This window comes from Nonomuraea cavernae, assembly GCF_040655715.1.
GTDB classification, from domain to species: Bacteria; Actinomycetota; Actinomycetes; order Streptosporangiales; family Streptosporangiaceae; genus Nonomuraea; species Nonomuraea cavernae_A.
In genome coordinates, this window is sequence record NZ_JBFAKL010000004.1 from 1 (window position 1) to 25,612 (window position 25,612).

Annotated in this window: 18 protein-coding genes and 1 pseudogene; 8 read left to right on the forward strand and 11 right to left on the reverse strand. The window is 67.4% G+C overall.

What is annotated here, in order from left to right; all coding sequences use genetic code 11:
- Both AB0I38_RS07030 and AB0I38_RS07035 read left to right on the forward strand, forming a co-directional pair.
- Window positions 1-226 (forward strand): hypothetical protein (locus tag AB0I38_RS07030; protein WP_358463265.1); only part of this gene is annotated, 226 nt, incomplete at its 5' end.
- A complete protein-coding gene (locus AB0I38_RS07035; protein ID WP_358463268.1) occupies window positions 199-816 on the forward strand; it encodes a DUF4240 domain-containing protein in 618 nt (205 codons plus the stop codon). The genes AB0I38_RS07030 and AB0I38_RS07035, both read left to right, overlap by 28 nt.
- 12 nt (window positions 817-828) lie before the next feature.
- Here AB0I38_RS07035 and AB0I38_RS07040 read toward each other — a convergent pair whose 3' ends face one another.
- Window positions 829-1,068: a hypothetical protein gene (locus AB0I38_RS07040; RefSeq protein WP_358463271.1), complete on the reverse strand. Its 240-nt coding sequence runs from the start codon at window positions 1,066-1,068 to the stop codon at window positions 829-831.
- A gap of 332 nt (window positions 1,069-1,400) precedes the next feature.
- Between AB0I38_RS07040 and AB0I38_RS07045 the strand changes: the two genes are divergently transcribed.
- A complete protein-coding gene (locus AB0I38_RS07045; RefSeq protein WP_358463274.1) occupies window positions 1,401-2,327 on the forward strand; it encodes a hypothetical protein in 927 nt (308 codons plus the stop codon).
- Window positions 2,328-2,439: 112 nt separating this feature from the next.
- On the opposite strand, the gene AB0I38_RS07050 is transcribed toward AB0I38_RS07045, so the two are convergent.
- The 5 genes from AB0I38_RS07050 to AB0I38_RS07070 all read right to left on the reverse strand — a co-directional run bounded on the left by AB0I38_RS07050 (window position 2,440) and on the right by AB0I38_RS07070 (window position 6,590).
- On the reverse strand, window positions 2,440-2,769 hold the full coding sequence (locus AB0I38_RS07050; protein WP_358463277.1) for a nitrile hydratase accessory protein: 330 nt from the start codon (window positions 2,767-2,769) through the stop codon (window positions 2,440-2,442).
- 2 nt (window positions 2,770-2,771) lie between these two features.
- Window positions 2,772-3,377 (reverse strand): nitrile hydratase subunit alpha, encoded by a 606-nt coding sequence (gene nthA / locus AB0I38_RS07055; protein ID WP_358463280.1) that lies wholly within the window; start codon window positions 3,375-3,377, stop codon window positions 2,772-2,774.
- Window positions 3,374-4,096: a nitrile hydratase subunit beta gene (nthB, locus tag AB0I38_RS07060; protein ID WP_358463283.1), complete on the reverse strand. Its 723-nt coding sequence runs from the start codon at window positions 4,094-4,096 to the stop codon at window positions 3,374-3,376. Before nthB ends, nthA begins: the two co-directional genes overlap by 4 nt.
- 86 nt (window positions 4,097-4,182) lie before the next feature.
- Window positions 4,183-5,256, reverse strand: coding sequence for a HoxN/HupN/NixA family nickel/cobalt transporter (locus AB0I38_RS07065; RefSeq protein WP_358463286.1), 1,074 nt, complete (start codon window positions 5,254-5,256; stop codon window positions 4,183-4,185).
- Window positions 5,257-5,699: 443 nt separating this feature from the next.
- Entirely contained in the window at window positions 5,700-6,590 is an 891-nt protein-coding gene (locus AB0I38_RS07070; protein WP_358463289.1) for a MerR family transcriptional regulator, read from the reverse strand.
- A gap of 45 nt (window positions 6,591-6,635) precedes the next feature.
- Between AB0I38_RS07070 and rplK the strand changes: the two genes are divergently transcribed.
- Both rplK and AB0I38_RS07080 read left to right on the forward strand, forming a co-directional pair.
- Entirely contained in the window at window positions 6,636-7,061 is a 426-nt protein-coding gene (gene rplK, locus AB0I38_RS07075) for a 50S ribosomal protein L11 (RefSeq protein WP_358463292.1), read from the forward strand.
- Between the two features lie 278 nt (window positions 7,062-7,339).
- Window positions 7,340-10,285 carry a carbohydrate-binding protein gene (locus AB0I38_RS07080; protein WP_358463295.1) on the forward strand — a complete coding sequence of 982 codons (2,946 nt, stop codon included), beginning with the start codon at window positions 7,340-7,342 and terminating at the stop codon, window positions 10,283-10,285.
- An 80-nt stretch (window positions 10,286-10,365) separates the two neighbouring features.
- Here AB0I38_RS07080 and tgmB read toward each other — a convergent pair whose 3' ends face one another.
- Together tgmB and tgmA are read right to left on the reverse strand one after the other, a co-directional pair.
- Window positions 10,366-11,340, reverse strand: coding sequence for an ATP-grasp ribosomal peptide maturase (gene tgmB / locus AB0I38_RS07085; RefSeq protein ID WP_358463298.1), 975 nt, complete (start codon window positions 11,338-11,340; stop codon window positions 10,366-10,368).
- A gap of 4 nt (window positions 11,341-11,344) precedes the next feature.
- Entirely contained in the window at window positions 11,345-11,596 is a 252-nt protein-coding gene (gene tgmA, locus AB0I38_RS07090; protein WP_358463301.1) for a putative ATP-grasp-modified RiPP, read from the reverse strand.
- An 89-nt stretch (window positions 11,597-11,685) separates the two neighbouring features.
- Between tgmA and AB0I38_RS07095 the strand changes: the two are divergent.
- A pseudogene (locus AB0I38_RS07095) lies at window positions 11,686-11,907 on the forward strand (aldo/keto reductase); the annotation flags it as partial.
- Between the two features lie 123 nt (window positions 11,908-12,030).
- Here AB0I38_RS07095 and AB0I38_RS07100 read toward each other — a convergent pair.
- The 3 genes from AB0I38_RS07100 to AB0I38_RS07110 all read right to left on the reverse strand — a co-directional run bounded on the left by AB0I38_RS07100 (window position 12,031) and on the right by AB0I38_RS07110 (window position 17,187).
- The gene (locus tag AB0I38_RS07100; RefSeq protein ID WP_358463304.1) at window positions 12,031-13,233 is read right to left on the reverse strand and encodes an alginate O-acetyltransferase AlgX-related protein; all 1,203 of its coding nucleotides are present in this window, start codon (window positions 13,231-13,233) and stop codon (window positions 12,031-12,033) included.
- Between the two features lie 12 nt (window positions 13,234-13,245).
- The gene (locus tag AB0I38_RS07105) at window positions 13,246-14,682 is read right to left on the reverse strand and encodes an MBOAT family O-acyltransferase (protein ID WP_358463307.1); all 1,437 of its coding nucleotides are present in this window, start codon (window positions 14,680-14,682) and stop codon (window positions 13,246-13,248) included.
- A gap of 735 nt (window positions 14,683-15,417) precedes the next feature.
- A complete protein-coding gene (locus AB0I38_RS07110) occupies window positions 15,418-17,187 on the reverse strand; it encodes a S1 family peptidase (RefSeq protein ID WP_358463310.1) in 1,770 nt (589 codons plus the stop codon).
- Between the two features lie 237 nt (window positions 17,188-17,424).
- Between AB0I38_RS07110 and pglW the strand changes: the two genes are divergently transcribed.
- Both pglW and pglX read left to right on the forward strand, forming a co-directional pair.
- Window positions 17,425-22,011 carry a BREX system serine/threonine kinase PglW gene (gene pglW, locus AB0I38_RS07115; protein ID WP_358463313.1) on the forward strand — a complete coding sequence of 1,529 codons (4,587 nt, stop codon included), beginning with the start codon at window positions 17,425-17,427 and terminating at the stop codon, window positions 22,009-22,011.
- Complete coding sequence (pglX, locus tag AB0I38_RS07120; RefSeq protein WP_358463316.1) at window positions 22,008-25,598, forward strand: BREX-2 system adenine-specific DNA-methyltransferase PglX; 3,591 nt, start codon at window positions 22,008-22,010, stop codon at window positions 25,596-25,598. Before pglW ends, pglX begins: the two co-directional genes overlap by 4 nt.
- The last annotated feature ends 14 nt before the right edge of the window (window positions 25,599-25,612 follow it).

Genomic DNA, 25,612 nt, shown 5'->3' on the forward strand with positions numbered 1-25,612 from the left:
TGGCGCCGACGTCACCAAGCCCGCGCCCGCTGGTTCCACCAACGAACCCGCCTCACTCGCCAATGACCAGATCACGATCTACGACTGCCGTACTAGGACCTCTTTGTTCTCGTTCGCTCTCGGGATCCTTTATAGGGAGGACATGGGGGATTTGGCGACCAAGTTCAATCGCGCTGCGGCCTGCCATGATTGCGACTTATGGATATTGACGGTTTCTGGGACCTGATCGAGCGCTCCGATCGCGAGACGGATACCCGTGAGACGCGTCTGGCGTGGCTTGAGGACGAGCTCGCTCGCCGTTCGGTCGAGGAGGTCGTGGACTACTACGCCTGGTGGAAGATCACCCAGGGTCGGGGCTGCACCACCGATCTGTACGCCGCGTACTGGTTCGTGTTCGGCATGGGGTCGCTTGACGGATTTGAGTACTTTGTCGACTGGCTCATCAGCTTGGGACGCGCGACATTCGAGGATGTGGCCGATTGTCCGGATTGCTTGATCGAACTGCCGGAGGTGCTTCGTCTTCTGGAGCGGAAACGGTTGTACTACAGCGCCAAGATAAAGCGGCGGAGACCGGCTTGGACGGAAGAGGAATATCCGGAGTTCGAGCTGTTGGGGTACGTGGCGTACAGCGCCTATGAGAGGTTCGGCAGGGAGGTGGACGGCCTTCATGCGGCTGTCCAGGCCCGAGACATCGATAGTGGATTTCCCTTGATACCGGCGATCGAGGAAACCCGCCAAGGGGAAAAGTGGGATCTCGAGGATGATCGGGAAGTCCTCCGCAGGCTTCCGAGGATCGCGCGATACTTGGGGCTCTGAGGCCCGGTTGAGTCAGTCCGTGGGCTCCTTCGTGGGCTGCCGTGAGCTTTTCGGAGAATGCGACCACGTGTGTACCGCAGCGGTGCCCGCGATCCAGAGCCCCGCGAATCCTCCAGCGGCGGTCGCGCCGATCATGATGGCGCCGGCGACCGCACTGCCGTTACCGCTGGCGAGCATGCCACCCACGACGCCGATCAGGAGTGAGAGCAAGACTCCGCTGAGTGCCCACCAGATGACGGTTGCCTTGCTCACGTGCGGGCTCCTCGTGGTGTATAGCTATTTGATCTTTGTCGAACCGGAAGTGCATGACGTAGAGGTATCAGGAGAGCGGGGAACGCGTTCGCGAGTTGATCTACTCCGGATACGATCGCGCGAATCTCGGACATGACCGGACGGGATCGGACGTTTTCGGTCGCACTATGCTTATGGGGCGCAGCGATGTTATAGGGCTGCATCATCACAAGTCTGACCTGTGGCACCATTGCTACTTATCCCGACGTATGAGGCGGGCGGCAGTCCGTACTTCTTCGCATGCTGCCATGTTCATCCTTAAACTGGACAATCGGTTCGAATCGGACGAATAGATGAATGATGTCGATGAGGGTGAAGACCGCCTGTCTCTGCTCATGGTGCGAGTGAGACGGTTGCGGGAGATAGAGGCCGGAAATCCGTCGTTCAAGCGCCTTGAGAAAGTGGCGCGTGCCCTGTCCGAAGAAGATTCCAGTCGGGGGATATGGCTGAGGCCTCTGCCCAAGTCCACGGTCTGCGATCTGATCAACGGAAAGTCCAAGAAGCTTCCTGACTGGCTGCTGCTGCGGACCGTCGTGGACGTGTGCCATCTGATCGCCACCAAGTCCGGTATCCCGATCGACCCCCTGGAGGACCTCACCCGGGAATTCGCCGTGCTTTGGCGGGAGGCCAAAGAGGATGAGGGCGTCAGGGCCTCCGCCGCCAAGCATGGACGCAAGCCGCCGGAAGCCTTCGCCCGGGACGAACAGCAGATCGGCGGAGATGTCCTGGAGCCGGCTCCAGGTGAACGGTCATCCTGGAAACCTTCAGCGACCACACAGCGCGTGCCCCTGGACTGGGGGCGGCTGGGGAATCTGCGCCTGAAGCGCGCGGAATCGGGTGACGCCAACGCCGCCTACGAACTGGCCGTGCTCCTAGCCTGCGAAGCCTGCAGCAAGGGTGACAGCGACAAAGAAAAGCGGGAGGCCAGGCACTGGCGCTTTCTCGCCGCCTACTGGAACGGCAGGGCGATCGGCGTGATCGCCGCCGCGGCCGAGTTCCAGTTGCAGGGGAGGCAGTTGGTGAAGGCGGCCAGGGCCCTCGCCCGTGAATACGCCGAGGCCGGGAAGCCTAGCTCTGCGTACTTCTGTAGAGCGATGAGGCAGGCGGAAGCGTCCCTTCAGGCTCAGCCTGCTGCTGTACCCGACAACGAGGCTTCGGAGCCAGCCCCTGTGCCCGGCACGACGGTCCTCTGGTCGTCCGCCCGGGCGGTGCGTACATGACTGATCCGGCCCCTGGTTCGCCGGTGCTGTCGGCGTAGGTTAACCCGGGTCGACCCCGACACAGATCAGCCTGCTTGATCTGCTCGGGGTCGACCCGCACGATCGTCGGTGGTCAGAAGATCTCGTCGCGCTCACCGTTGAGGTAGTCGTGCGTTCGTTGTTCCAGCTCGGCCGCGTCGATGTGGTCCGAATCCACCAAAATGGAATCGAGTGCCTTCAGCCAGCTCTCGTAGTACGCCTCGCCTCCGGTCTCGCCTTCGGTGATGGCCTGCACCAGCCGGTCGCGGAAGTCGTTCCACCCGATGGCCTGCCGCTCCTGGAGCGCGACGGCGATCCCGAAGACGCGGCCCTGCCAGGGGGCCTCGAAGACGAGCTCACCATTGCTGCGTGGTGGCGCGTCCGCCGCTTCCGTCATGTCGTTGATCACTAGGGTCGGCTCCATGACTATCTCCTGTCCGGGACCAGTGCCGGGGCGACGCCGATCATCGAGTCTCTCGTGACGAGGCCGGCCAGTTGCTCCTCGGTCATGTCTTCGGTGCCGGCCGGACGCTCGGGAATCACCAGGTAGCGGATCTCGGCGCTGGAGTCCCACACCCTCACATCCACCTCGTCGGGAAGCTCGGTGCCGAACTCCTTCAGCACCGCGCGGGGTTCCAAGACGACACGGGAGCGGTAGGCGAGATCCTTGTACCATTTGGGCGGCAGGCCCAGGACCGGCCACGGATAGCACGAGCACAGCGTGCAGACCACGACGTTGTGCACCTCGGGTGTGTTCTCGACGGCCACCATGTGCTCGCCCTGCGTTCCGGCGAAGCCCAGCTCGGCGATGGCAGCGGCCGCGTTGGACTGCAGCCGCGCACGGTACTCCGGGTCCACCCAGGCGCGAGCGACGACCTTCGCGCCGTTGAGCGGTCCGATCTCGTGTTCGAAGGCATTGACGACGGCGTCCACGGCCGAGGGGGTAAGCAGTCCTTTCTCGTACAGCAACGACTCCAGAGCTCGGGCTCGCGCCTCGACCTCGCTCATCGGCTCGGGGTGATGTCCGCTCATGATCGGCTGTTCTCCAAGTTCTCGCCGTCCGACATTTGCTCGATCAGATAGCTCTCCCACAGATCGAGGTGCACGCACCCCGCCTGTGCCTCCGCCTCCTCGCCCCACAGGTCGTGGGCGTCGAAGCGGACGGTGTAGAGAGGTTCGGGGTTCTCGCCCCGGAGGTGGGCTCTGCTGTCCGGCAGTACGTGGGACCCGTGGTAGGCGATGATCGTGCCGCGCTTACCGCGGGCGTAGCCAGGCAGCCGAGTGTGGGTGCGCGAGATCCATGGGGTGGTGACCACCTCGTCGCCGATCGCGAACTTCGGCGTGGCACCCGTCTCCCTCAGGGATGGGCCACCGGTGGCGATGGCGTCGCGCACCGTTCGAGCCAGCTCGCCGTCGTCCGGCACGGACTCAGGACTCGGCAGAGGTCTCCCGGACAGGACGGCCCGCACCCTCTCCACGCGTTCCGCCTCGTCGATGATGCCCTTCTGCACCAGCAGCTTCTCCATCGCCACCAGCCAGTGCTCGTAGTAGCTGGTCGAGAGGTAGGCGACGTTGCCCATGCGCTCGATCGCGTTGCGGTTCTCGTCCGCGGCGGCCACACCCTGGCACAGCGAGGCGATGGCGATCGCGAAGGCCTGGCGTTCCCAGTCCGCGCTGAAGACGGACTCGTCGGATTCGCTGACCACCGGCCCGAAGCCGAGGACGCCGCCGACGTCATGTGCACCGTTCATCTGTCACGGCCCCTTTCTCGCACCGGTACGACCGGCGAACCATCATGTGAACAAACGATCGCTTTCATGGGTGACTGCCACCTTTCTCAGGAAGGGGTGAGACCGGTTCCGCTGCCGCGTCCCCGTAGCCTCCACCACAGCGCCGCCCCTCCCCAGCAGAGGGCGAAGATCGCCGCGATGCCGTAGCCCAGCAGCTCGAAGTGCTCGGCCAGCGCGCCCAGCGGATCGAGCCAGTCCACCTGGCCATGCTCCGTCAGCAACGCCGCGAAGTAGATGGCGGCGACGAATCCTGCGATCACCACGGTCATCGCCGTGGTGGCTGTGTTGAAGAACAACGTGCGAGCGGGGTCGCGATATGACCACGAGTAGACCCTGGTCATCAGCAGGGAGTCGGCGGTGTCGAAGGTGCTCATCCCCGCGGCGAACAGAAGGGGGAGGCTCAGCATCCCGAGCAGCGGCAACCCGCCCTGCGCCGCGGCCGAGGCGGCCAGGCCCAGCAAGGCCACCTCCGACGCCGTTTCCAGGCCCAGGCCCATCAGCAACCCGACCGGATACATATGCCAGGAGGACTTGATCAGCGAGCGTATGCGACTGCCCAGCAGCCGGTGGACGATTCCACGCTCGGCAAGCAGCCGCTCCAGACTCTCCCCTGCCACCTCCTCGCGACGCACGTTGCGTCGCAGCACCAGCAAGTCACGCAGGACGAACGCGTTGAGCACCGCCACGACCAGCAGGAAGATCAGGGCGACGAGTCGCGCCAGCAGGGCGCCCGTCGTACGCGCCGCATCCAGGTCGGACTGGTGCAACGCGGCTGCCCCCAGCGCGACGACCACCGAGAGCAGCAGCACGACCGTGGAGTGCCCCATCGCGAAGAAGAAGCCGACGCCTAACGGCCGCCGACCGCGCAACAGCATGAGGCGAGTGGTGTCGTCGATGGCGGCGATGTGGTCGGCGTCGAACGCGTGACGCACGCCGAGGAGGTACGCGAGGACGCCGGCGCCCGCGAGCCCGCCGGTCGTGGCCAGGTCTCCTGAGTGGAAGAGATACAGGGTGATGCCCAGCACATGTAGCAGCAGGATGGCGCCGCCGATGCCGGCCAGGCGGCGCCGTTCCGCGCCGGTCCAGCCCCCGGCCGTGGGGACGGCCTCGCTCCTGTCCATCACGACAGGGCCTGCTGCTCGTGCGTTCCGATAACTCGCCCTGCAAGCGTTCGTTCGTGTGTTGCCCCGCTCATGGCCTTGAGCGAACTCAGGTCCGGCGGTCGCATTCCCCGGCCCAGATCACGAGGAAGGTCTCTCCTTGGTCGCGTCCATGTTCGGATCGGACCTCTGGCGTGTGCACTGTCTCGCCGAGATTTGCGGACGACGTGAATGGTCTGATCACGATCTACCTCGTATGTGAACCTGATCCTGCGAATCGCGGTAGAGGCCACGATCCCAGTTGCATCCATAGAGCGGCGTTTTGAAAGGTTGTCCGCAATTCGATAACTAACAAGACATAATTGCCTGCAAATGCACTTTATCACTGTTTGTCTTATTTTGGGAAGGGGTTTCGGCCCCGGGCGCCGGCCGAGTTCGGCGCCGCCCGTGGCGCCCTGGCGACCTTACGTGCTCGGCAGGTCGCGCAAGGTGGCCTCGATCCAGTCGTACGCGATCGTGGACTCCGGTGGCCAGGGCGTGCCCTGGATGATCGCCACCAGCTCCCACTGCCTGGCCGACCGCGGATCGTGCTCGTCGAACGAGCGCAGCAGCTCCTCGCGGCTCAGCCCCATGACCGCCAGGATCCGCTCCAGAATCGGCTCGGACTCGGGTGAGCCGGGCTCGACGCCCGCCCGCGAAGCGGTCATTGCCTCCCGCGTGACCTGGGCGTTGGCCTCGTTCCAGGCGTCGAGATCCCGTTCCTCCTCCCAGAAACCCCTGCTCTGCCGGTGCAGGCTGGCGCGGTAGTCCCCGTCGGCGAGCAGCTCGGCCAGTTCCAGCCACGCGTCGAGTTGCGCGACGGTCGGCTCCTCGGGCAGCTCGGGGAGCAGGGCGTCGCGCTTGCCGGCCAGCCACTCGTGCAGCGCCTCGACGCCGCCGCCGACCTCGTCGACGAAGTCGTCGAGCAGGATCTCCATCTCGGCCGCGCCGACCCGGCCGAGCGCGTGGAGTCTGCGCAGATCCTCCTCGGCGGGATCGCCGTCGCGGGCCAGCGTCGCCCTGAGCACCGCCCTGGTCCGCTGGAGTGACTTGATCTGCGTCTCGACCGTCTTGAGGTGCAGGTCGAGTACGTTCCTCAGCCGGCGGTCGCCGAGTGAGCGGATCGTGGCCAGGTCGACCCCGATCTCCCTGAGTGTGCGGATCAGCTCCAGCCGGGCCCGGTCCTCGTCGCCATAGATCCGGTAACCGGCGGGAGTGCGCTCGCGCTCGGGCAGGACGCCCGCGTCGGAGTAGAAGCGGATCGTCTTCACCGGCAGGCCGGTGAGCTTCGCCAGGCGGCCGATCGTGTAGCTCATAATTCGGTTGAGTCTCCAGTAACAGGAGACTTTAGGTTACCCGGCATGGCGAAGAACAAGATAGCCAGGGTCGTAACCCTGCACATTCAGGCCGGCGAGGCGGGCCCGGCGAACGTCGGCAAGGACCTCGGGCCGCTCGGCATCAACCTCATGGAGTTCTGCCGGCACTACAACGCGCAGACTCAGGATCGGCGCGGGTTCGTGATCCCCGCGGTCATCACGGTCTACGAGGACAGGTCGTTCGAGGTCGTCACCAAGCAGCCGACCACCGCCTCGCTGATCCGTCACGTCGCGGGGCTCGACGGCGGCAGCCCGCGTCCAGGCCACCAGAGCGGCGGTCAGATCACCCGTGCCCAGCTCCGCGAGGTCGCCCAGGCCAAGCTTCCCGACCTCAACACCGCCGACCTGGACCAGGCCGAGAAGATCGTCGCGGGGACGGCCCGCTCCATGGGTCTCACCGTCCGTGATTAGCGAATGTGTACGGTGAGGCGTCAGCAATCCGTCACGATCTGAATACTCTACGCGCCCAATCTGGTGCTACCTGGAAACTGTGCATATTGTTTGATATTAATTGGCCGGATGGCGAATGAGTCGACCATAAGGCAGAATCCCAAATGTCGCGATCCCTGCGTCGCTCGCTTTTCGGTGCCTTGACATTTTTGGTCATTATCGGCGGTTGTTTCTGGGTGGCCGTGAGCTTTCCCGAGAGGCGGCCGCCGGCCTCGGAAACTCCTGGCTCATGTCCGACCGTGACCGTCACGAGCACCGGCTCTCCCGGCCCGGTGGAAGGGGTGCCCACCCCCGCGCCTGACACGGGCCCCTGCGTCAGGGTCGAGTCCGCCGATGAAGACGGTGAATTCAGCGTTCCAGATTTCGACGGATGGGGGGCCACGGGACACCCGCCCCGCACCGCCCAGACCGCGGTGACCGTGGAACCGGCGGCCTTGGCGGAGGTGGAGAAGTTTCCCCTCCTGGCCGAACTCCAGCAATATCAGTCCCTGCCGGACGCCCCGCCCGCCGAGTCTGAATTCGTCAAGGTTTCGATTGTGCACACCGTCCAGTTGAACCATGGCGACCCGCTCCTCGCGAACGCGCGGTCAACGAACGCGACCCAGTACAGCACGGAGTTCATCCAGGAAGGACTCGGGCATATAGACACGGACTCCTCCACCTCCTACATGGAGACCGTTTTCTTCCCGCCGAAGGTGACCCCCGACTCCAAAGGCGGCGCCGTCGTCACCGTCCGGGGATTGGGATACAGCCGCTATGCCGAGGAAACCCCGTTGCTCGGGCTGGAGTCGGGCCCATACGACAACTCGGACTCGTACGACGAACCGGCGGTCACGTCGCACACCATCCACATCCGTTTCAAAGGTTGGGAGGTGGCCGGAGCGGCCGGGCAGGTTCCGGCCAAGCTGAGCACAGGAGCGCTGGACATCGTAGGTGGCGTGGAGACCCGCATCGCTCTTGTCCGGTCCGGCGGAGAAGCACCGGACTTCACCGCATATCTGATGGAAGGCGGCACACTAACCGATCAGCCGGCCGAGTCCGCTGATGACGCCGATCCAGATCTGTCCGGGGCGCTAGAGGTGCTGCTGGTCTCGGTGACGGCCGTCGCGCTGATCGTGCTGATCGCGCAATGGCTCGGCCGAGCCTGGTGGCGGCGGCGCCTCAACCGTTTCCTGGCGGGCGGGATCGTCGTACTGCTCGCCGTATTCATCTTCTTCTCCCTCCTCGCCCCCCTCGCCGTGGAGTCGAATGACGTACAGACTGACGTGGCGTCGCTGATCTGGGTGGCCCTGGTCTGCGTCCTCGCAGTCAACCACGCGGTACGCAGGCTCGGGCTACCGCGCTGGCCACGCCGTGATGTGCTCATCGGCTCGGCGGTCCTGCTGGTCGTCGGGGTGGGGCTGACGGCACTCGTGTGGGCGCAGGACGTGGAGTCCATCGAATGGCCCGCGGTCCTGCTGGTCGCCGGGGTGCCCGTGCTGTTCACGGTGATCCAGCCGCTGCGTCGCATGGCGCTGCCCGTAGCGGGGGTGGCGCTCGCCGCTGTCGGTGTGATCCTCGCTGTTGGCAGTGATGTGCTGGATGGGCGGGTCGGGCCGGCGCAGGTCGCCGGCCCGCTCATCTGGCTGGTCATTGTGGCCGCGGCCATCGCGGTGAGCGCGGGCTGTTGGACGGGAGCGCAGGTGCTCGTCCTGATACTGGTCGCCGTCGCCGTCTACGTCGCTCAGTGGGCCCTGAGGGGCTCGTATGACTGGTCCTCCCTGGTGGTGACCACCGCGCCGATCCTGCTACTCCTCCTGCTGATGCTCCGCCTTCGGCGGCTCGGGCAGCGGTCCACGGCGGTCGCCTTAAGCGAGACCCGCGCGTCGGTGGCGTTGGTGGCGATGGCGCTTTATCTGTATCCGGCGGCGTTCACCACCATCGGAATCGCATCTCTGGTCGCCTTGGCGGCCGTCTGGTGGCTGCTCTCCGGCACGCAGGCCCGGCGCGCTCCCGAATTCGCCGCGATCACGGCCGAGGCGCACGCCGCGGTGGTCGCTGCGTCGATCCGCCGCCGGTTCATGCGCTTGGCACTGCGTCACCTGTACCGCACCGGGCGGGCGAGGCTGGGCACCGGGGAGATGACCATGGCGGCGTTCGAGGAGCAGCGCACGTCACTCGAACGCGCCATCGCGTCGGAGGCCGTCGCATCGGACCATGCGGGCACCGTCCACCCGGACCTGGCCTTCGCCACATCCGGCGGGCGTACGCCATGGCAGAACGGCGTCGCTGGATTCCTGGTGGCGTTCGCGGTGACGGTCCCGATCACGCTCATCTACAAGCAGCCCTTCGGCCAGCACACCGATGCCGTGTTGTACGTGTTCGATGCGCGCGCGATCTTCGGGCTGCCCTTCTTCGGACTGATCTACGGTTACTTCTATCCGCGGATCCGCGGTGACCACCCGCTCTCCAAGGCCGCGCACCTGCTCGTCGCAGTCCTGGTCATTGAGGTGGCGGCACTCCTGCCGCGGTTCGTCGGCCCGGAGATGCCAGAGGACAAACTCTGGCTGCTCGCGCTCGTCATCGGTGAGGTAACGCTGCTCGCCCTCACGCTCGGGCTGTTCTGGGAGGGGCGGCTGATGCGGCTCGCCCGGGAGCCGTGGCACCGGATCCGGGGGCTGCTGAGCATACGCGGGCTGGCCGCGCCGCTGTCGGCCCTGGCCATCGCGGCGGTCACCACCCTCGGCACGCCCTTCGCAGCGCGGATCGCAGCGCCCCCTCCGCCGAGCGTCCCCGCCGGGGACATCGATACCCGGATCGAGGCCGAGAAGTTCACCCGCTCCACCGGCGGGCGCGTTGAGCCCACCGATGACATCATCGGCGGACAGAGCGAAGTCGCCGGGATAGGCGACGGCGACCGGCTCACCTACCACATCAACCTCGGCCCGAAGCCGGTGAACAACATCCGGGTACGGCTGGCGAGCGGCGCCGGGAAGAACGCCGGCGGAAGGATCAAAGTTTTCCTCGACGACGGCGCCGAACCCATCGTCGAGGTCGTCATCCCCCACACGGATGGCTGGCAGACCTGGAAGACGGTGCCGAGACCTATCGCCCCGGTGACCGGGGAGCACACCTTGGTGCTCGAATTCTCTGCCGCCCAGTCCGACGACGACATCGTGAGCATCAACTGGATCGAGTTCAAGTGATCACGCGGGCGACAGCCCAGGAGCGACCAGTGGGGTGACCCGATTGCCCGCCAGTGCGCGGCGAAGCTTCACGACCGTGGTCACGGCCACCATCCTGCCACCAGCACGTCCGCGAAGGCGTGTGCCATCGCACCAGAGTCGGGCAACCAGGCCCACTGCCCGTTGGGGTTGCACTCGATGAAGACCCACTGATCGCTGACCGCTTCGAGAACGAAGTCGAAGCAGCCGAAGACCAGACCGAATCGGTCGAGGTAGTCACGTAGTGCGTGCTCGATCGACGCGGGCACGTCAACAGGGTCGTAGCCGATCTGATCCCGGTCTCCGCTACGCCAGTCGAGCGTGTCGTCGGGTGCGGTGATCCGGCTGGCGAACACGTTGCGCCCGATCACGGTCACCCTGGCGTCAGCGGACTTGCGCACCTCCTTCTGGAACAGGTGCGCGGTCACCGAAATCGAGTCGTCAAGCTCCTGCTCGGTGACCCGTTGGGTCCAGATCGCGGCAGTACGGTCAGCTGGATCGCGGGGGACACCCCGAAACGACTTGTAGACGATCGGGCCGTGCTCCGCGGCGAACTTTCGCGCCTGCGCCACGTCGTTGGTGATCAGGGTCACCGGGACGGCCAGTCCTAGCTGCGCGGCCATCCGCAACTGGGCGGGCTTGAAGTCGGCCCGGTTGATCGCCGCGGGATGGTTGACGTACGCGGCGCCGTACAAGTCGTCAAGGAGGCCGCCGAGTCCGTGCCGGGCCTCGACGGCGGCGAACTCCGCTTCCTTGACGGGCAGGTGAGCGAATCGGGCGGAGAAAGGGGTGGGGCGGCGGTAGTACACAGCCCTGACGTCTTCCAGCTCGATGTCGCGACTCGGTGTGCGGAGCCGGCCGGTCCACTTCTCGCGGCCGGCTCCCATGTATGCGCCGAACGACAACGCGTCGCCGATCTCGGCAGGGTCGATGCGGCCAACCCGTACGTCGCGCTCGATCAGCGCCTCGATCACCAGGTTGGCGGTGAGGTCCGCCGCGGACGTGATCACCAGGACGGTGCCCTGCGGGGACCGCATTCTGTTACTTCTGGTCGCTGCTGGAGTCGTCTTCTGTGTTGGGCGCGTTCTTCGTGCTGCCTCCCGGTTGGGACACGGTGAGCGCTGCGAAGGTCCTGGCGTCGCTCATGTCGACGATCCGCTGCTCCTCGTCGTAGAAGCGGGTGAGCTGAGTGGAGGGATCGAGTCGTGTCGTGGCGTACGGGAGCGAGACTTCTGGCAGGTCTTCTGATGCTCGTCCCAAACCCCAGGGCCGCATGGGTTTACCAGTGGACATGGCGCATGACCCCTTCGGGAAGTCGAGGAGGATTCCTGCGCTAAAGGCTACCTGTCGAGGAGCCTTTAGCCCTTGGGGTGAACGGGACTGTGGCGTGGACCGTACCCGGATCGAACCTGTACGAGGATCACCGGCTCGCCATCGGGGACAAGACGGTCCACCGGCTCGGGTTCGGTGCCATGCGCCTGACCGGACCGGGCATCTGGGGGCCGCCCCGTGACCACGACGAGGCCATCAGGGTGCTGCGTCGCGCCGTCGAGCTGGGCGTCGACTTCATCGACACCGCCGACTCCTACGGCCCGTACGTCAGCACTGCGAGAAGCAGGGCATCGGCTTCAACCCGTGGAATCCCATCGCGGCGGGCGCGCTGGCCGAGCCGGACGGCCCGGTCGACCACGTCGCCCGCGCCACGGGCGGCGGCGCCGGGGAAGCTCCTACGTGTCTTCCCGCAGCGCCTGCTCGACGGCCAGCAGCGTGGCGTCGTCCAGCATCTCGCCGTGACCGCCGACGAAGTAGCGTTCCACCATCTCGAAGATCACCACGTCGCTCGCCGCGATCCGCTCGGCCACCTGCCCCGTCCCCGCCTTGGCCGGCGCGTCGCTGCGCATCACGGTCAGGTCGGCGAAGTACGGCGTGACCCACGGCACGGAGTTCCGGGTGAACGAGTCGCCGATCAGGACGGTCTTCGGCTTGAACAGCGGGGCCTTCCGGGAGGTGTTGGACACCCCGAACCACAGGGGCGTCCCGCTGTCGTCCCGGCTCACCTGGCGAACCCCGTCCCGCTTCAGGCTCCACAGCTCGATGACCTCCTCCCGGGGGACGCCCATCAGCGGGCCGAGGTCTCCCGTCCTGGCCTGGCTGCCCGCCCGGGTGAGCGTGGTGTCTTCGGTGAGACCGGGCTGGACGGCCTCGGCGAGCAGCGTGCCGTACAACGCGGCGGAGCGATCGTTCCAGTGGCTGTCGGTGCGCCAGTAGACCGGCTTGCCCGTCTCGTTCCGCATCGTCAGCAGGGCCGAGCGGAGATCGACGTACCCGTCCGGATCGGCGCGCTCCAGCGCGGCCCAGAACTCCCGCTTGCGCCGCTCCATGCAGTCCTTGCCGAGAAACCGCTCCGGCAGCCGCTCAGGCTGGATGGTGGTCTTGTCAGGGGCCACGGTGAACACGAATCTCCTGCCGGACTGCCGGACGATCCGCGCGAGGCGGTGGACACGGTCCAGCGTCTCGTCGATCGACCACTTCGGCCTGCATCCCTCGGCCACGTCGTCTCCGAAGTAGAGCCATCCGTCGCGGCCCTCGATCACCCGTGGGTACGCCGGGGGACCGCCGGAGTGGTAGGTCGGAGGCTGTTCGAAGAGCAGGTGGGAAAGCGCGGCGTTCCCGCTCACCGCGTGCTGCCGCAGCGGCAGATGGGCGTTCGCCCAGGATTCGAGCTTGGGGATGACCGCCCACCCCTCGGTGAGGTCCGGGAAGTCGGGGAGTTTCCGGTTCTCCAGTTCCACGGCCCGCGCCCCCGTGGTGTAGGCCACCACGGGGCCGAAGAAGAGCAGTCCCGCGGCGAGAACGGCCGCCGCGCGCCGGGAGCGTGGCCGGCGGACGCCGGTGTTCTCGCCGGGTCTCGTGCTGTCGGACGACGTCATCGGTGACCTGCCTCAGAACTGGTAGTAGAGGAACGGGCTGAACGTGCCGGCGGCGACGAGCACTCCGGCGTACGGGGCCGCCACCCACGTCATCACCGCCCGCGCCGCGGTCGCCGCGCGCCCCCGGCCCGTCTCGACCAGCCGGCCGAGCGAGAACGAGACGGGGAGCAGCACGACGGCCAGCGCGAGGACGAGGATCAGAGATCGCTGACGGTCGAGTGCGAACACGACGAACTCATCCGGAGCGCCCGGCTGCCAGGTGAACATCGCGCCGAGCATGTGCACGGCCGCCGTCATGTTCTCCGCGCGGAAGAACACCCAGCCGACCACCACCAGCAGGAAGGTCACCGCCCGGCGTGCCACCAGGAGGACGACGTTCTCCGGCAGCCGATCGAATCCGCAGGCCCGCTCGAACACGAGCAGCATGCCGTGGTAGAGGCCCCAGGCGAGGAACGTCCAGTCGGCGCCGTGCCACAGGCCGCAGAGGACGAAGATGACGCACAGGTTCCGGTAGGTGGTCAACCGGCCTCGGCGGTTCCCGCCGAGCGGGATGTACACGTAGTCCCGGAACCACCGGGACAACGACATGTGCCAGCGTCGCCAGAAGTCGGTGATGGAGTACGCCGAGTAGGGGCGATCGAAGTTGTCCGGCAGCCGGAAGCCGAGCATGAGGCCGAGACCGATGGCCATGTCCGAGTATCCGGAGAAGTCGAAGTAGATCTGGATGGCGTAGGCGAGCGCCCCGAGCCACGCCGTCGCCGTGGTCATCTGCCCGTCCGCCTGCGCGAAGGCGGCGTCCGCGATCGGCGCGATCGAGTCCGCGATGATCACCTTCTTGGCCAGCCCGAGCGCGAAACGGGGGAAGCCCACGGCCAGGTCGTCCAGTTTCCGGCGATTTGTGTCAGCGAGTTGCTCGGAGATCTCGTGGTAGCGGACGATCGGTCCGGCCACGAGCTGCGGGAACATCGCGATGTAGGTCACGAACTGAACCGGGCTCTTCTGCGCGGGCCGGCTGCGCCGGTAGACGTCCACCACGTACGACAGGTGGTGGAAGGTGTAGAACGAGATGCCGATCGGCAGCGCGAGACCGATGATCGGGGTGTGTCCCAGCCCGAGCGCGCTCGACAGCGCGTCGACCTGCTGACTGGCGAATCCGGCGTACTTCCAGACGGCCAGGATCGTCAGATTCCACAGCACGGTCGCGATCAGTAACCACAGGCGTGCCCGGGGCCGTTCGCGCAGCCGATCGGAGTCGATCGCGATGCCGGCGGCGTAGTTGACCGCGATGGCTGACAGCAGGAGTCCGGTGTAGGCGCCCGCGCCCCAGGTGTAGAAGACCAGGCTGACCACGGCCACCAACGCGTTGCGCCACCGGCCGGGGAGCAGCCAGTAGGCCACGAGCGTGACCGGCATGAAGAACCAGAGAAAGATCGGTGATGCAAAAGACATCGGTCTCCTGAGCGGCGACAACGGAGGTCCAGGCGAACGCGCGAGGGGAGAAGATCGGGTCCTGTGCCCGTTATGGGAAGGCGCGCGAAGTTTCCGGGCCGCACACGGAAAGGACGGACCGGATCACCCCGGTCCACGACCTGTCTCGCGGCCTCCGTCGACCCCACGCCGGACAGCACCCGTGCCCTGCCTCGTCGCACCGCTCCGACGCCTTGGCCGCCGGTCGGCGTGGGGACGCGGGACCGGTCTTGGCCCCCGCCGTCGTGACCTCGGCCTCGGCAACCCTCAAGCGGCGCCGCTCCGGGTCATGTCTGCCCCCGTCTCGCTTTCGCGGGACACCCGCGCGTCACCGGCTGTGCCGTCGCATCGGAGAACCACCGGAGAAGCCCCTGCCCGACCGCCCCTGGTCGGACGCGGGATCACGGTCTCGGCCCACGCGAGCGGAACGCCCCCTCGATCAGCTCTTCGTGGTCCTCCAGAATTCCGGTGATCTGAACATCGCGAAAGTGTAGCAATCAGGAGTAAAGCCCTTGTAAGCAGAATTCACGGCTCTGTGTCGAAATCTGGTTCGGCCGTTCCCGGAGTGATCGCACCGCGCTCTGACCTGCTCAACTGCCGACCGCGCCGGTCACGAGGAGCGAGCCTGTTGATCGAAACATGATGAGGAATATGAGCGCTAGCCCAGTTTTCCGCACGTGAGTGTTCCTCAGCACTTTGACCTGCGGAAAACGTGGGCTAGCGGGAGTTGTCGTCCGGCGGGGGAGCGAACTTGCCGTAGCGGACGTCGCGGGTCTGGTCCCATCCGGGCGGCTGGGCCTGGGCTTGCGGGGGCCACGGCGGCGCCTGCTGGCCGGGTCCGTGCTGGACGTGGCCGTTGTGCGGGGCCGATCCGTACGCCGGGGCGCCGTACCCTCCGGGGGCGTATCCGTTGGGGTCGTACCCGCCGGGGCCGTACCCGCCCGAGCCTCCCTGCCCGTACGGTCCCTGCGCCGGCTGGGCCGGAGGCGGAAGCTGGGCCTGCCCCGCCGGGAGCTGCTGCCAGTGAGGCGGCGGCACCGCGCCGTACCCTCCGCCACCGGGCGGGCCGAAAGGCGGCTCGGGACGGCGGCGGCGACGGCGGAGGAGCATGACCAGGACCAGGATGAGCACGACGACGAGCAGCACGCCGGCCCCGATCAGCACCCACATCAGGATCGGCTTGGGTGATTCGTCCTTGCCCGCCGAGATCGCCTGCTGCGAGTCGCTGATGTGCTTGGCCACGTACGGGTGGTTCGGGAACAACGCCTGGACCTCGCGGAACTTCGGCAGCGCGTCCTCGTAGTAGTGCCGGAAGAAGTCGTTCAGCGCCTCGTTGTACCTGGTCGACGTGACGGCCTGGGCGGGCTTGATGTTCTTCTCGCCGAGCTTCTCCTTGATGATGCTCACCGGCAGGACGAAGCTCTCGCTCTCCGAGGCCTCGCCGCCCTCGCTCACCGTGCCGGCGATCAGCATGCCGATGACCTTGCCGTCCTTGCTGAACACCGGGCCGCCGGAGTTGCCGTGGTAGGAGGGCGCCTGGGTCTGGATGTACGGCACGCCGGTCTGCGTGGCGCGCTTGGCGTTGTACGGGCCCTCGGTCAACGCCGGCTCCAGCCGGGACTCCAGGCTGAAGAACGCCGTGTTGGTGACCAGGCCGGGGAAGCCGCTGATGTAGAGGATGTCGCCGGTGCGCACGTCGGCGTCGTCGCCGAGCGGCACGGTCGGCAGGTTCTGCTGGCCGTTGACCTTGAGCAGCGCGAAGTCCTTGCCGGGGTAGCTCTCGCCGACCGACACCAGCTCGGCCGGGACCGGTTTGGCGGTCTTGTCCACGCCGCCGCCGGGCAGGCTCTGGATCACCGACAGGCTCTGCTTCAGGTTGCGGAGCTTCATGTGGCCGGTGTTGAACGTGACGTAGATCTGCTGGGCGAGCTTGACGATCTCCTCGTCGGCCTCGATGCCCTGCAGGCCGCTGATGATCTCCTTGGCGTCCTGCTTGTTGAACTTGGCCAGCGCCTGCTGCGCGAACAGCTGGCTGAGCTCGGTCTCGCCGACCTGGACGCAGTGCGCGCCGGTCACCATGTAGCCGTCGGGGGTGACCCACCAGCCGGTGCACAGGCCGCCGACCTCGGCGTCGACCGTACGCTCGGGGGTGGTCGCGGTGAGGTAGGTGTCGACGTTGGCCGCGATCCGCTGGAAGATCCACTTAGCGATGCTGCGCTCGTCCGAGGAGATCTTGCCGGACAGCACGGTGGCGGTGGCCTGCTCGACGAGCCGGTTGAACGCGTTCTCGTTGATGGTGCTGGTCGGCACGGCGACCGTGCCGGTGTAGGTGAAGCTGGTCAGCTGCACCGCAGGCTGGGTACGCGCGGCCAGCCAGGTGCCGACGGGCACATCGGGCCGCGCGTCGGGCGCCTCGTCAGCCGCCGCGGGGAGGGCGGGCAGCGTCACCGCCATCACCACCGCCGCGGCTGCCGCGATCTTCGTCAACCTTTTCCTGAAATTTCCACTCACAGAGGGAAATGGTGGGTGATGGTACTTGTGTACGGCTTGGAAGCAACTTGGGGAACCAGAGCAGTACGCGCTTATGGAGGTATTGGATCAGCCGTAATTCCGCGTCCGCAGCATTCTGGTCACAACCTCCTCGCTCGTCTCGCTCCGCGGATACGATCCAAAATTCGGTTCAGTAGCCGATCAGGCACCAGACATCGACAGCGGAGTAGGCGCATGCTCGAAGGCCGGTGGACCACCGTCACCGAGTCCGAGTTCGACCACGAGCGCCGCGGCCTGGAAGCCATCCGGGAGCGGCTACCCGACGCCGAGCCCTGGCGGGCCTGGTCCAACTTCACCTTCACCGCGCAGACCGGTCATGTCCGCGAGGTCGATCTGCTGGTCGTCGGCCCGAGCGGCGCGTACATGATCGAGTTGAAGCACTGGCGTGGCAGCCTCACCACCGAGAACGGCACCTGGGTGCAGACCCCGCCCAACGGCCGCCGCGTCTCCCACGGCAATCCCCTGCACCTGGCCAACAAGAAGGCCAAGGAGCTGGCCGGCCTGCTGGCGCGCAACGGCAAGCGAGTGTGGATCACCGAGGCCGTCTGCTTCACCGACGACTCGCTTCGGCTGCGCCTGCCCGCCCATGACCAGAACGGCGTCTACACGGTGGACGAGCTGCTGGAGATGCTGCGGCAGCCGCCGCGAGACGAGCGGTGGCGCATCACCCCGGCCGACTCCCGGGCGGCCAAGAACGCGCTGGAACAGGTCGGCATCCGCCGCAGCGACGCCGAGTACAAGGTCGGCCCCTACCTCCTGGAGCGCAAGTCCTTCGACACCGGCCCCACCTGGGCCGACTACCTGGCCAACCACAGCGAGCTGCCGGAGCCCGCCCGGGTCCGCGTCTACCTGCGAGAGCGTGGCGCCGACGCGTCGATCCGCAGGTCGGTGGAGAACGCCGCCCGGCGCGAGGCGGCGATCCTGCGCCGGTTCCGTCATCCCGGCGTCGTCCAGCTCAAGCAGTACGACCCGTCCGGGCACTCGGCCGGGCCCGCGTTGATCTTCGACTATCACCCGCACACGCTGCGCCTGGACGACTACCTCGTCCAGTACGGCGGCAAGCTCGACATCCTCGGCCGGATGGCGCTGGTCCGGCAGCTCGCCGAGACCCTGAGGTCCGCCCACTCCAGCCGCATCCACCACCGCGCGCTCGCCGCCCGATCGGTGCACGTGATCCCGCGCGACCGGGGCCGCGAGGGTCGGAGCATCGGCGAGGAGGCCGCCTGGCTGACGCCGTACCTCCAGATCTCCGACTGGCAGATCGCCACCCACCGCGGGGCGCAGTCGCAGGGCACGACCCGCTACGCGCCCACCGCCCTGTCGGCGATCCACCTGGCCGACGACGCCGACGCCTACCTCGCGCCCGAGCTGACCGCGCCGAGCCCCGACCCCATCGCCCTGGACGTCTACGGCCTCGGGGTGCTGACCTACCTGCTGGTGACGGGCGAGGCTCCGGCCTCCAGCCAGGCGGAGCTGCTGGCCAGGCTGGAGGCGGGCGAAGGGCTGCGGCCGAGCGCGCTCGTGGACGGCCTGTCGAACGACATCGACGAGCTGGTGCAGGAGGCCACCGCGTACAAGCCAGAGCGACGGCTCGCCACGGTCGACGAGTTCCTGGAGATGCTGGCCTGCGTCGAGGACTTCCTGACCTCCCCGGCACCCGTGCCCGAGGCGGCCCCGGTCCAGGAGAAGGATCCCCTGGAGGCGGTGGCGGGCGACGTGCTCGCCGAGCGCTGGGAGGTGCGCCGCCGCCTGGGCACCGGCTCGACCAGCCGCGCGTTCCTCGTCCGCGATCTGCGCGCCGGAGACAGAGGGCGCGGCGCCCGCCCGCTCGTCGTGCTCAAAATCGCCCTGTCCGACGGCCGCGGCGAGATCCTGGTCCGCGAGGCCGAGGTGATGGGCCGGCTGCACGCCGACTCGCGCGTCATCCGGCTGGTGGAGCCGGAGCCGCTGGTCATCGGCGGGCGCACCGTCCTGGCCCTGGAGTACGTCGGCGACGAGCGGGACGACGAGGACCCGGCGGAGCCTGGCGGCAGGTCACGCCGCCGCGAGGAGACCGTGGCGCGGCAGCTTCGCGAGAGCGGACGCCTCCAGATCGACCAGTTGGAGGCGTACGGCGACTACCTGTTCGGGGCGGTCGACTTCCTGGAGGGCGAGGGCGTCTGGCACCGCGACATCAAGCCGGACAACATCGCCATCCGGGTGCGCCCCAACCGCACCCGCCAGCTCGTGCTGATCGACTTCTCGCTGGCCGGCCACCCGGTGCAGGAGACCGACGCCGGCACCGACGGCTATCTCGACCCGTTCATCGGCACGCTGACCCGTTCGGTCTACGACGCGCACGCCGAGCGCTACGCGGTGGCCGCCACCCTGCACGAGATGGCCTCGGGCGAGCTGCCCCGATGGGGCGACGGCAAGGTCTCACCCCGGCAGACCGACCCGGAGCAGTGGCCCCATCCGGCGGTCGCGGCCGACGCGTTCGACCCGGCGATCCGGGACGGGCTCGTCGCCTTCTTCCGCAAGGCCATGCACCGCGACGCCGGACAGCGCTTCGGCGAGCGCAAGAAGATGCAGGACGCCTGGAAGAAGATCTTCCTCGACCTGGCCGAGACCTCGCCGTCCGCCGGCCGTCATCCCGCCCCAGGCGTCACCCGTGAGCAGGCTCCGGCGATCGCCGACGCTGAGCCGGAGTCGGTCGAGCAGCAGCGCGACCGGCTCGCCGCCGAGGCCACGCCCGAGACTCACCTGTCTGCCGCCGGGCTCACCCCGGCCGCCGAGTCGTTCCTCTACGGCCTGGGCCTCACGACCGTCGGCGCCCTGCTCGACTACAGCCAGCGCAACCTCGTCAACGCTCCCGGCCTGGGCGCCAAGACCCGCAGCGAGATCCAGCGCCGCCTCAGCGAGTGGGGCAGGCGGCTGCGCCAGGAGCCGGTCTCCCCGCTCACCTCCGAAGGGCGCCGCGACGCCAAGGAGGAGCTGGCACAGGTCAGCGCCGCCGAATCCGCTCTCGTCGACGACCTCGCCACCGGCGAAGGCGCCGAGCTGCTTCCGCAGCGTGCCCTGCGTTCGGTCAGCCTCGACACCCTGGCCACGCTGTTCGTCCCCGCGCTCAAGAAGGACGGCGCCAACCGCAACGAGGTCGAGGCGGTCCGGCTGCTGCTGCGGCTGCCCGACGCGCACGGCGAGCTGCCCGGCCAGACCGTGTGGCCCAACCAGCGGGCCGTCGCCGAGACGCTGGGGCTCAGCCGCCAGCGCATCCCCCAGATCCTGAAAAATCAGCGCACCCGGTGGAAGAAGTCCCCCGCCGTGCAGGCGCTCCGGGAGGAGATCCTGGAGCTGCTGGCCGGGCTCGGCCGGGTCGCCTCCGTCGCGGAGATCGCCGACGCGCTGACCGTACGGCGCGGCACCCGCCTGCAGAAGCGAGACCAGCGGCGGGCGCTCGCGCTCGCCGCGGTGCGGGCCGTGGTCGAGGTGGAGCAGCTCGTTCCCGAGGAGGGGCGCTTCCGCCACACCGCCAACCGCGAGGCCACCGACTCCGCGCTCGGCGCGGGCCTGCTCGCCCTGGAGGTGTGCGAGGACGACGCGCCCAGCACGCCGTCAGCGCCTGGCCTGCTCGACTACGCCCACCGGCTGGGCCGGGTCGCCGACCGCCTCGCCAAACTCGACGCGCTGCCCACCGCGGGCACCGTGCTGACCGAGCTGCGCGCGATCAGCCCGCCGCAGGGCGTGATCGAGTGGGACGAACGCCGCATGGTCCGGCTCGCCGTAGCCGCGTCGCGGAACGCCGCCGCCACCCCCCGGCTGGAGGTCTACCCGCGCGACCTGCTCCTGGTCCGCGCGCTCCGGCTCACCCAGGCCGGGCTGGTGCGGCTGATCCCCGGCGTCGCCGACGCCCGGCAGCCGGGCCTGACGGTCGACGAGGTGCACGAGCGGGTACGCGCCCGCTTCCCCGAGCTGACGGACGGCGGGATCGAGGGCGGCCTGCCCAGCGGGCCGCCCCTGACGAAGGCGCTGCGCGACGCCGGATTCGACCTCACCCTGTCCACCCGGGAGGGCACGGGCACGCAGCGCTACCTGCCCGCCCGCCTCGACCTGGCCTCCAGCTACCTGACCGCCTACGCCGGACGGCACGCCACCCGAGACGGCGCCGTCACCCGATACGCCGACGATCCGCAGCTCGCGAGCGCCGTCCGGGCGGAGGAACGGCTGATCGCCTCGGCCCGGCGCGACGGGTTCCGGGCGTTGACCGTGCGGGCGGGGCTGACCAGGGAGGCGGTGGCCGAGCTCACCGGGGAGCGGTTCGGCGCGGAGGCGCTCTCCGCGACCAGGTTGTTCCTGGAGGCCATGCACGAGCTGGTGCCGCCGGGCAGCAAACCGACGTGGGACACGATCCTGCGGGCCGACGTCGCCGAGCCCGGCAGCCGGGCGGCGCTGAAGTTCGCCGAATACGCCCGCACCGCCTGGGGGCGGATCGAGCCGCAGGTCCGCGCCCTGCTGGAGCCAGGCACCGGCCCGGTGCTGCTGACCGACGCCGCGGTGTTCGCCCGGTACGACGCGATGGGCGTGCTCGACCGGCTCGCGGCGGCGGCCCGGCAGGGCGGGCGCGGCCTGTGGCTGCTCTGCCCGCAGGGCGACCCGGCGCGCGAGCCACGGCTGGGCACGGTCGCCGTGCCCCACCAGGCGGGCCTGGGGGAGTGGATCGAGCTTCCGGACTCGTGGGTGACCAACACCCACCGGGCCGGCGTGACCTTGGAGGCGAAGTGATCGACCGCAAGGCAGTGCTGGACGACCTCAAGCAGCAGGTCAAAGCGGTCGAGGCCGACCTGGCCAAGCAGGTCCGGGCGCTGCCCGAGGTCGGGGCGCGGCTGCGGGCCGAGTACGACCAGGCGCGCAAACTGGGGCGGACCGCCGCCACCTGGGGGAGCTGGCTCGACGAGCGGGTCACCCAGGTCGCGGCGGCGTGGGTGCTGGGCACGGTGTTCGTCCGGTTCTGCGAGGACAACCGGCTGATCGAGGAGCCGTACCTGACGGCGCCCGAGGCCGACCGGCGCGATCTGGCGCAGGCGCGCTACGAGGCGTACGTCGAGACCGACGACGACCCGACGTACCGGGGGTGGCTGCGGCGGGCGTTCGCGGAGCTGGGGGAGGGGCAGGCGGGCAGGCTGCTGTTCGACCCGGCGCACAACCCGTTGTTCCAGATCCCGCTCAGCCATGACGGGGCCGGAGAGCTGGTCGAGTTCTGGCGGCGGCGGGACGAGGCGGGCGAGCTGGTCCACGACTTCGCGCATCCGCTGAACGACGACGGCACCGACGGGTGGGACACCCGGTTCCTGGGCGACCTGTATCAGGATCTGTCGGAGGCGGCGCGGAAGACGTACGCGCTGCTGCAGACGCCCGACTTCGTGGAGAGGTTCATCCTCGACCGGACGATGGACCCGGCGGTGCGGGAGTTCGGCCACCGAGAGCTGAAGATGATCGACCCGACGTGCGGGTCCGGGCACTTCGTGCTGGGGGCGTTCCAGCGGCTCGTCCGGCTCTGGGCCGACCGGCCGATGGGGCTCGGGCGGCACGAGCGGGTGCGGGCGGCGCTGGACTCGGTCCACGGGGTGGACCTGAACCCCTTCGCGGTGGCCATCGCGCGGTTCCGCCTGCTGGTGGCGGCCATGGCGGCGGCCGGGGTGTCGACCATGAAGGAGGCGGCGAAGTACGAGTGGCCGATCCATCTGGCCGTGGGCGACTCACTGATCAAGGCTCGGCAGCTTCCGCTGACCTTGGGCGACGACGTGCCCGGAGATCCGCTGGCCGACTTCGCGTATGCGACGGAGGACGTGCACGAGCATCCGGGCATCCTGGAACCCGGCCGGTATCACGTGGTGGTGGGCAATCCGCCGTATGTGACGGTCAAGGACAAGAAGCTGAACGAGCTGTATCGGGGACTGTACGACGCCTGCGCCGGGACGTACGCGCTGTCGGTGCCGTTCGCGCAGCGGTTCTTTGAGCTGGCCGTACGCGGCGACGCTGATGGGCGTGGATACGGCATGGTCGGCCAGATTACGGCGAACTCGTTCATGAAGAGGGAGTTCGGGGCCAAGCTGATCGAGGAGTTCTTCGCCCACAAGGTCGAGTTGACGGAGGTCATCGACACCTCGGGTGCCTACATCCCCGGGCATGGCACGCCGACGGTCATCCTCGTCGGGACGCCGCGTGCGGGTCGTCTTCGTTCAGAGACCGTACGAACGGTCCGTAGCGTTCAAGGCGAGCCCTCCGCACCTGAGAAGGGTGAGGACGGGCTGGTCTGGGGCGCGATCGTCAACCAGATCGACGATCCAGATTCGGTCAGCTCGTGGGTCTCGGTGGGCGATCTCGCACGGAAGCGCTATTTCGGCAAGCAGCCATGGATTTTGGCCGATGGCGGCCTGGAGATGGTCGAGCAGATTGGCCGAGCTTCTATTGGAGGGCTCGGGACGCTGAGCGAAGCTGTAGGTCGGACCACGCACACTGGTTTGGACGACGCCTTCTACATGCCTGTATTCGCTGCTGTGTCACGATCGCTTGACAAGGCGTGTGTGCCAGTGGTCCTCGGTGATGGAGTTCGTGACTTTGAGATCAATGCACCCATTGCCACGTACTTCCCATACAACGATGCCGGTGAGCCTCGTGAGCTGGCCGAGGACGAGATCAAGTTCTTGTGGCCGAATCGCATCCATCTCCAGCGACGAATGGATTTCGGTCAGACACCTGTAGAGCGTGGCCTCCGCTGGTTTGACCACAGCATGTTCTTTCCGAAAAGATTCCGGGAGCCGCTATCAATTGCGTTTGCGGAGGTGGCGACGCACAACCACTTCGTGCTGGACCGAGGCGGGAAGGTTTTTAAGCAGACGGCGCCGGTGATCAAGCTGCGGGAAGAAGTGAGCGAGGGGGATTACCTGGGCTTGTTCGGGATTCTCAACAGTTCCACAGCCGCTCTGTGGCTGAAGTTGAACTGCCACGACAAGGGAATCCGTGGAGAAGGGGGCGGATTCACTAGCGGCGAGTGGGAGCGCTTCTACCAGTTCAACGGCTCCAATGTTGAGCGTTATCCGCTTCCCGTCGAATATCCCGCCATGCTGAGTGAAATATTGGAGAATCTGGCCCAGCAGTTCGCTGCCACTTCTCCGTTATCGGTGGTTACTGGGCAGACGCCAAAGGTCGCAGCCCTTCGCGATTCCAAGGTTAGATGGGAATCTTTTCGTGCCAGAATGATTGCGCTCCAGGAAGAACTCGACTGGCAGGTCTATTCGCTCTACAACCTTCACCCTGAAGACCTGCGCGCCTCCGAGACTCACATACCCAAGTTGGTACTCGGAGAACGGGCCTTCGAGATCGTGCTCGCGCGCCGGATCGCCAACGGTGAGGCGTCTGACGAGTGGTTCAGGCGGCATGGATCAACGCCGATCCAGGAAATCCCCGTCCACTGGCCCGAATCGTACAAGCAGATCGTTCAGAAGCGCATCGACGCCATCGAGTCCTCTCGCGCCATAAGCATGGTGGAGCGCCCGGAGTACAAGCGGCGCTGGGCGACCGAAGGCTGGGATGTCCTCCAAGACAAGGCACTGCGTTCTTGGCTGCTGGACCGGATCGAGAAGCGCGAGCACTGGTTCGACGAGAACGGTCTGCCTGCGATCCTCACGCAGGCCCGGCTTGTCGATGCGCTTTCCCGTGACGAGGACTTCGTCTCCGTCGCCGGCATCTACGCCCCTCGGAGGGAACTGGCCGTCGTCGTCTCCGATCTCGTGGCCGAAGAGCACGTCCCGTTCCTCAACGCACTGCGCTACAAGCCGACAGGCCTGAGGAAGCGCGCCGACTGGGAGGAGGTCTGGGACCTTCAGCGCAAGGAGGACGCCGCCCCGGACGAACCCACCAAGCGGAAGATCCGGGATTCGATCCCCGTCCCGCCGAAGTACGCCCAGGCCGACTTCCAGCGTGCGTCCTATTGGAAGGCGCGCGGCAAGCTCGACGTGCCCAAGGAGCGCTTCATCTCCTACGGCCAGGTGAACACCCAGACCCCCGACCTGTACGGCTGGGCCGGCTGGGACCACCGGGAACAGGCGCAGGCCCTGGCGACGTACTTCACGAACTACGCCCTGACCAGCGAGGAGATCACCCCGTTCCTCGCGGGCCTGCTCGAACTCCAGCCGTGGCTTCACCAGTGGCACGACGACTTCGACCCGATGTACAGCGGTTCTCCGGCCGACTTCTTCGCGGGCTACCGTCAGCAGATCCAAGGGGAACACGGCCTCACCGACGACCAGCTTCGGGATTGGCGTCCTGTCGCGAGCCGTGGTGGTGGTCGAACGAGAAGGTCTGAATAGCCTCGCTGATCGTC